Below are 5,501 nucleotides of genomic sequence, written 5' to 3' on the forward strand. Positions count from 1 at the left end.
AAAGTCTCGTCTTGATCCGATGATTTCAGCTAGCCCTGCTTTAAGTGAACGCATTGCTCCTGCTCGTGCACGAGACAGTGGTAATACAATGTTTTCAAAGGAATTTTATGGGGGGACATTGATGATTACAGGAGCAAATAGTGCTGCTGGATTGCGTTCTTCTCCTATTCGCTATTTGGTTTTGGATGAAGTCGATGCTTACCCATTGAATGTCGATAATGAAGGCGATCCTGTAACAATTGCTGAAAAACGAACCTCTGCTTTTATTCAACGTAAAATTTTTAAATTGTCCACGCCGACACACCGTGACACAAGCCGTATTGCCAAGGATTTTGTACTAGGAGACCAGCGATATTACAACGTGCCTTGTGATGCATGTGGTACACTACAGCCGATTGTTTGGTCACAAATCAAGTGGCAAAAAGGCGCCCCCGAAAAAGCTGTGTTTGTTTGTGCCCATTGTGGTCATGAACATGCCGAACATCGTAAGTCCACCTTAATGGCAGAAGAAAACGGTGCTTGCTGGATCGCAACACAGGAGTCAAGTAAGCCTCGTCTGCGTTCTTACCATATTTCAGCGCTTTATTCGCCATGGCTGACTTGGGGCGATTGTGCGCGCGAATTTTTAAGAGCCAAAGAAGACCCTGCTCTTTTGCAAGTTTTTATTAACACAGTGCTTGGAGAGCCATGGGAGGACAGAACAGGCGAAGTTGTTGATCCTGATAGCCTCTATGCAAAACGCGAAGATTATCCCCTTGCACCAGAACAATCCGTCGTGTTGACAGCAGGCATTGATGTGCAAAATGACCGTTTAGAGCTTGAAGTGGTGGGATGGGGGCGTAGTGAAGAAAGTTGGCATATTGATTATCAAGTGATCCTTGGTGATCCCTCTTCTTTTGAAGTCTGGGACCAGCTGGATGAATACCTTACAAGACGCTGGCCACATCCAGGCTATAAAGAGGGGATTAGGATAACAGCTGCTTGTATTGATACCGGTGGTGGACATACACAGGCAGTTTATAATTATGTACGCCCGCGTGAAGGGCGGCGTATCTGGGGGATTAAGGGGCAAGCGGGATGGCGTGCGGTATGGCCACGCCGACCAAGCAAAAACAATAAGGGGCAGATTAATCTCTATATTGTTGGTGTTGACGCGGCAAAAGATATTATCACGGCACGGTTTAAAAAATCAGGACCTGAAGCATCAGGGGCTGGTGCAACACACTTTCACAAAAGCCTTGACCAGGAATATTTTGACCAACTGACTGCTGAAAGAAAAGTCATCAAATATTTTAAAGGCTTCAAGCGTATTGAATGGCAAAAAAGCGAAAAGGCAAGAAACGAAGCCTTGGACTGTAGGGTCTATGCTTATGCTGCTTTACAAGGTCTGATTTCGGCAGGAATAAACCTTAATCGAGAAGTCGATATCTTAGAAGAGCGTCTGGAAAAACTTAAAATTGAAGGCGCTTTAGAACAGCCAACATCAGAACATGTGCCCTCTCCTTCTCCAAGAAGATCTCAGACAGCACAGCCTCAAAAGAAGCCATTCAGAACAATGATGAATCCTTATATGCGAGGGGATTGGAGGTAATTTGTGGGTGAAACTTTAGAACCAATTAACAGCAAAATTGAGAGACTTGAAAACTTAAAAAGGCGGCGTGAACAAATTGAAGAAGCTCTTTATTCGGGAGCACAATCGGTGCGCCATGGCGATAAGCAAGTAAGCAACCGCTCTGTTGAGGAACTGCGCAGAGCGCTTGAGATGCTGAACACACAAATAGCCAACCTTGAAGGGCGCAAGCGTTCACGCGTTTTCTATTTTAATATATCACGAGGCTATTAATGGCTGGCTTTATCAATAAACTCACGGGCTTTTTTAAAATTTCTCGTCAACACAATCCCCATTTTGAAGCGGCAAGCAAAAGCCGCCGTATGGGTGGTTTTGACCCCGCAAAAAAACATATTAATAAAGCGATTGAAGAATGCGGTGATACCATTGTTGCCCGTTCAAGATGGCTTTATGACAATGAAGCTCTTTATGGTTCTGCAACAGAAGAATGGGTCTCTGCAGCTGTAAGTGATGGGATTAAACCTTATCCTCGTATTGAAGGCTTTCAAGAAGAAAAGAAAAAGCTTTTAGACTTATGGTGGCAATGGGTTGATGAGGCGGACTATGATGAAGATGCCAATTTTTATGGACTTCAAGCAACCATTGCACGAGAGGTCTTTTTAACCGGAGAGTGCTTTGTAAGATTGCATTATGTTGATCTCTACGGGCGCTCTGGTGTACCGCTTCAATTACAAGTTTATCCAACCGAAATGCTAGACCTTTCCTACAATGGACCGGCTGAGATTGAAGGCAATTACATTCGTATGGGAATTGAATTTAATGCCAGTGGTAAGCGTGTTGCTTATCATTTCTGGGAACATCACCCCTATGATGATGTCCCTGTAAATATGGCATTTGAGAGCCAAGAGCGCGTGCGCATCCCTGCTGAAATGGTCCTGCACATCAAAGAGCGCCGTATTGCCGGACAATTGCGCGGTTCTCCCAAAATAACGCGCTGTATGACAAAGATCTTTCAACTCGAATCCTATGACGACGCAGAACTCGATAGAAAAAGGACGGCGGCTCTTTTCGCGGCGTTTGTCAAGGACAATTCACCAAACGTCGAAAAATTATCCGATAATCGTGATAAAAACAACGTTGAAGAAGAATACAAAGCACCTGTCATTGCGCCCGGTGCATCTCTTTATTTAGGAGAGAATAAAGAGGTTACATTCTCAAATCCTGTTGAGGTTGGAGGTTCTTATGAGGCTTTTCAATTTCGCAATATTTCAAAAATTTGCTCGGCTCTCAATATGCCTTATGCCGTTGTGACTGGAGACGTTACGCGCGGTAATTTTTCCAATGTGCGAACCTCTATCATTCAGTTTAGACGGCATGTCAAACAATGGCGTGAACATATCATTGCCTTTCAGTTTAACCGCATTGTTTGGGAACGTTTTGTTGAAATGGCAGTACTTTCTGGACGCGTTCACTTACCCGGATGGGAAGAAAATTCCTTGCCATGGGTTCAATGTGAAAGCTTTGCGCCCCCGCTTGAAATGATTGATCCAAACAAGGATATCACGGCAGAAAAAGAAGAAATTCGTGCTGGCTTGAAAACACGACGCATGGCACTAGCCGAACGCGGCTTTGATATCGACAGCATTCATGCCGAACTGCAAGAAGAGCACACAGACGCTCGTGCGCGCGGCTTATCTTTTGACACGGATATGGCAGCGCCTTCTGGTGAAAATCAAGCGATTGGTGATGAAGATTCAGAGACTTCTGAGACTTATGAAAACAACCAAAACAGTAAGGCGCAGACAAATGGTGAATAATCTCGACATGCCGTTTTTGGCATCACGGCTTTTTGGTGTTCCTCATATGCTTGCCTCGACAAAGCTTGATGTCATTTTGAATGCTCTTGCGCCGCGTCTTTTTGAGGGAGAAAAGTTTGCCCTTAAGGCTTTTGCGCAAGGGGATACAGAAGCTTTAAGCCCCCCTGAAACTTATGTAGTACAAAACAATGTTGCTATCCTACCGGTTCATGGCACGCTTGTGCGCCGTGGTGCATGGCTTGGGGCTTTATCGGGGCTAACCTCTTATGAAGGTTTAAGGGCTTCTTTTCGTGAAGCCATTGCACAACCTGATGTTCGTGCTGTCTTACTTGATATTGACAGCGGCGGTGGAGAAGCCGGTGGTGTCTTTGATTTGGTTGAAGAGTTTCAAGCACTCTCAAAACAATACAATAAACCCATTTGGGCACATGCCAATGAGTTTGCTTGTTCAGCGGCTTATGCCATTGCTTGTTCTGCTTCTCAAATATGGGTTGCTCGCACGGGTGTTGTGGGCTCGATTGGGGTTGTTTGTGCCCATCTTGACCAGTCCCGTGCAGATGAAAAACACGGGCATAAATGGACCTTTGTCTTTGAAGGTGATCACAAAGTTCATGGCAACCCTCATGAACCATTGAGTGATACAGCACAGATAAAAATGCAAGCCGATTGCGCCCTGCTCTACGAGATGTTTGTCGATTTGGTTGCAAAAAACAGACCTCTGAGTACGGACGCAATTCGTGACACAAAAGCAGAAACTTTTATAGGCACCCAAGCGATCACGCTTGGATTAGCAGATGCGCAAGGCACCCTTGCGCAAGCTTTGGAAGCCTTAACGGATTCCATATCACAAAACCCAACATCAACCACAAAAGAAGGACCAAACACATGGCACGCACACAATACCGCGCTGAAGAAGAGGATGACGAAAAGATTGTCGACATCATCAATGACGAGGAAGAGGACGAAGACGATAGTGACATCGACAAAAACGCCGAAGACTTCGACGATGAAGAAGAAAACGAAGATGAGGATGAAGACAATGAGGACAAGCAAGAAAACATAAAAGCTGCTCTTGAAAAAGAAAGAAAGCGCGCAAAAGCACTAACAACCCTTGAAAGGCAAGCAAAGCACTTAGGCGTTTCTTTTGACGCAGCAAAAGCTATTCAAAACGGTATGAGTCTCGAGAAAGCACGCCAGTGTGTGTTGACGGCTGCTAGCTCTCAAAGCGCGTCTTTAAAAGTCTCGCCTTATACCCCTCATAGTGATGGGACAAGCAAGGCAAAGATTCACGCAAAATGGGAAGCAGCTTGGAGGGCAGTGAAATGACGAATATTATTTATGACGACGTACGCAATGGCGCTTATCTTGGACCCTACGACCCCGATATGTCAAACGAAGAAGTGGTGTTTGCATCAGGAGCATTCATTGAAGCTGGAACTGTCATGGGGAAAATTACAGCATCAGAAAAATATGCCCCCCTTAATCCAGCAGCATCAGATGGCAGCCAAATCCCTGCTGGAATTTCTTTTGCCACTGTTGATGCCTCTCAAGCCGATCAACGTGCCGTAATGACAGCACGCTTATGCACTGTAAAAGCTTCTGAATTGCTATGGCCAGATGCCATTACAGATGAACAAAAAAGTGCTGCCATTCAGTCTCTCGAAGACCATAACAATATTTTATTGCGATAGGAGAATGCGCACATGGATATGAACTTTTTTAAACACGACGCTTTCTCTGCCACCACCATGATGAAAGCGATTGAAAACTATGAGTTTCAACCGGGACTTATTAGTTCTCTTGATCTTTTTGAGGAAGTGGAAACAAGCACCACAGTGGTTGGTATTGAAAGACGGGACAATACATTGTCCTTGATTCAAACCAGTGAACGTGGCGCCCCCTTAGCAGAAGGTGATAGAGATGGGCGTAATCTTCGGTTTTTCAAAACAACACGCATTGCCAAAAGTGACACGGTGAAATCAGAGGAAATCCAGAACCGGCGTGAATTTGGTACAGAAGATCAACTCGAAACGGCAATGAAATATATTGCCAGAAAACAAAAGAAACTGATTTCTGAAATCGAATTGACATGGGAAAACATGCAACTTGGCGCT

At 44.9% G+C, this 5,501-nt stretch carries 7 protein-coding genes; all 7 read left to right on the forward strand.

The features are described 5' to 3' along the window. On the forward strand, window positions 1-1,591 hold a 1,591-nt coding region (locus ACFIK2_RS08730; RefSeq protein ID WP_375677177.1), incomplete at its 5' end, for a phage terminase large subunit family protein. 3 nt (window positions 1,592-1,594) lie between these two features. Then, a complete protein-coding gene (locus tag ACFIK2_RS08735; protein WP_375613951.1) occupies window positions 1,595-1,843 on the forward strand; it encodes a phage head-tail joining protein in 249 nt (82 codons plus the stop codon). Then, window positions 1,843-3,387: a phage portal protein gene (locus tag ACFIK2_RS08740; protein WP_375677178.1), complete on the forward strand. Its 1,545-nt coding sequence runs from the start codon at window positions 1,843-1,845 to the stop codon at window positions 3,385-3,387. Before ACFIK2_RS08735 ends, ACFIK2_RS08740 begins: the two co-directional genes overlap by 1 nt. Further along, complete coding sequence (locus tag ACFIK2_RS08745; protein WP_375677179.1) at window positions 3,377-4,450, forward strand: S49 family peptidase; 1,074 nt, start codon at window positions 3,377-3,379, stop codon at window positions 4,448-4,450. The genes ACFIK2_RS08740 and ACFIK2_RS08745 overlap by 11 nt, the downstream gene beginning before the upstream one ends. Before the next feature lie 110 nt (window positions 4,451-4,560). Further along, window positions 4,561-4,713: a hypothetical protein gene (locus ACFIK2_RS08750; RefSeq protein WP_375629110.1), complete on the forward strand. Its 153-nt coding sequence runs from the start codon at window positions 4,561-4,563 to the stop codon at window positions 4,711-4,713. After that, window positions 4,710-5,078 carry a head decoration protein gene (locus tag ACFIK2_RS08755; protein ID WP_375655468.1) on the forward strand — a complete coding sequence of 123 codons (369 nt, stop codon included), beginning with the start codon at window positions 4,710-4,712 and terminating at the stop codon, window positions 5,076-5,078. Before ACFIK2_RS08750 ends, ACFIK2_RS08755 begins: the two co-directional genes overlap by 4 nt. Before the next feature lie 12 nt (window positions 5,079-5,090). Beyond that, on the forward strand, window positions 5,091-5,501 hold a 411-nt coding region (locus ACFIK2_RS08760), incomplete at its 3' end, for a major capsid protein (protein WP_375677180.1).

It is taken from the genome of Bartonella sp. AP88XZML (assembly GCF_042195565.1).
Taxonomy (GTDB): Bacteria; Pseudomonadota; Alphaproteobacteria; order Rhizobiales; family Rhizobiaceae; genus Bartonella.

Coding starts and splice junctions, on each gene's coding strand:
- ACFIK2_RS08740 (WP_375677178.1), top strand. CDS start 1,843: ATGGCTGGCTTTATCAATAAACTCACGGGCTTTTTTAAAATTTCTCGT.
- ACFIK2_RS08755 (WP_375655468.1), top strand. CDS start 4,710: ATGACGAATATTATTTATGACGACGTACGCAATGGCGCTTATCTTGGA.
- ACFIK2_RS08750 (WP_375629110.1), top strand. CDS start 4,561: ATGAGTCTCGAGAAAGCACGCCAGTGTGTGTTGACGGCTGCTAGCTCT.
- ACFIK2_RS08745 (WP_375677179.1), top strand. CDS start 3,377: ATGGTGAATAATCTCGACATGCCGTTTTTGGCATCACGGCTTTTTGGT.